Origin of the sequence: Wolbachia endosymbiont of Pentalonia nigronervosa (genome assembly GCF_014534705.1) — a bacterium.
GTDB lineage: Bacteria > Pseudomonadota > Alphaproteobacteria > Rickettsiales > Anaplasmataceae > Wolbachia.
Genome location: NZ_JACVWV010000136.1, coordinates 1 through 1856, shown reverse-complemented (window position 1 = coordinate 1856; position 1856 = coordinate 1). Strand labels below are relative to the sequence as shown.

The 1856-nt window shown below is 35.5% G+C and carries 2 protein-coding genes; both read right to left on the bottom strand.

Annotated elements, in window-relative coordinates:
* Positions 1 to 1640 (bottom strand): phage tail tape measure protein (locus IC220_RS07305; RefSeq protein ID WP_188153766.1); only part of this gene is annotated, 1640 nt, incomplete at its 3' end.
* 37 nt (positions 1641 to 1677) lie between these two features.
* Positions 1678 to 1856, bottom strand: a 179-nt coding sequence (locus IC220_RS07300) for a transposase (protein ID WP_188152690.1), incomplete at its 5' end; no start/stop codon positions are given.

Sequence of the window (1856 nt, the reverse complement as noted above, 5' to 3'; positions counted from 1 at the left end):
GGAATCAGACGTGCTGATAGTGATACTAAAGTTGACCCAAGTGGTCCATATAAAATAGCCTTTAAAGCTAAAGCCCCACCTCGAGCCAAAGCTAATCCGTAACCAAAACTCACTGCTGCAATCTTAGCAAGAATCAAAACTGAAATTATGCCCATGATTCCTCCACTAAGAATTGGACACTTTTCTGCAATCCAAGCTATACCTGTGGTTACATACCTTAAAAAGTTACTTATCAACTTTAAGGGCGGTAACATTACTGAGCCTAGGTTCATTCCTACTTCTGCTATTGTATTTTTAAGTAGCTGTAAGTTATTTGCCGTAGTACTTGCGCGATTATTGAATTCTTTTTGCATGGATTTGTCACGATCTTTTTCATCAGCTAAAAGAGCTATGGCTTTTTTATATTCTTTTAGGCTTCCAACTAGGAGTGCTATATCATCTTGATATTCTTGGTCAAAGAGGTTGAGAAGAATTTGAGAACGTTCCTGTTTATCTACTTTTTCTAAAGTTTCAAAAAAATAAAGTAGAGCGTTTTGCCCGTTTTGAGCAACTTTTTGTGACATTTCCTCTGCGGTTATGCCTATCGATTCCAATGCTGCTTTAAACTCCTTTCCTTGTCCTTCAGCAGTTTGAAGTTTAGAAAGCAGAGCATTTATAGCAGTTGCTGCTTTTTCAGGTTGTTTACCTAAGCTAATGAAAGCATTTGCTAAACTACTCGTCTGATTAATATCCAAGCCAAATTGTTTTGTATTACCACCCACTCTAGCCAATGCTTCTACCATATCTTTTGCCTTAGCAGCAGTATTATCTGAAAGGTGATTTATAACGTTACCTACTCCTTCCATCTCTTCCACTGCAATTCCATAAATGTTAGAGAGTTTAGCTATAGAATCACCTGCTTCTTTGGCTGACATATCAAATGCCGTGGACATTTTAGCTACTATTTTTGTAAATGAGAAAAGTTTTTCTTTTGCAATACCAAGCTGGCCACCACTTGCAGCTATTTTTGCTAACTCTGCAGCCGATAGTGGTATTTCATGGGATAATTTTTTTAGATTCTCACTAAATTTATTAATTTCATCATCACTCTCAAACTTTACTACCTTCTTAACATCAGCCATAGCACTCTCAAAATCAATGGCAATTTTAATTGGTGCTGCAAGTGTTAGTCCTAGACCTATGGTCTCCATTACTTGTGATCTATAATATGCTTTTTTTGCTAAAATACTTTGCTGGTCACGTATTACAGATCCAAGTTTACTGTATTTTCCTTTCAGCATTTCAATAGATGAACCAAGTTTAGTTTGATCCATTACTAGAGATCTAATACCTTTTCCACTTTTCCTGACTTCCTCATTTAAAGCATGCAAAGCATCTCTCTTTTTTAAATATGCTTCTTTTGCTTTTACTGCTGAAGCTTTAGCCTTATCAAATTCTGCTTTTAAAGTTTTGCTTGGTTTCTCTACTGCTTGTATTTGTTTAACTAAGGATTTTACCTGATCTTCAGATTCTTTCCAGGATTTCTTGGCATTAAAAACATCGTGACCTAACTGCTTAAATTTTGATACTGACTTCATTGATGAGTCAAGCTGCCTTATACTATTACCAAGCTGAGAAAGCTTTGCTGCACTACCTGTCATTGCATCATTAAAATTGCCATCTAGGTAGTGTCGACATTTATTTTAACCAAAGATATATAGAAGCAATATGGACAAAAGATAAGAAAGAAATAGCTAATTTATCATAACGAGTAGCAACCCTACGAAAATTCTTGAGTTTATTGAACATTCTTTCGATGAGATTTCTCTCTTTATAAAGCTCTTTATCGTATTCTCTTGGTGTTTTTCTATTGGAAC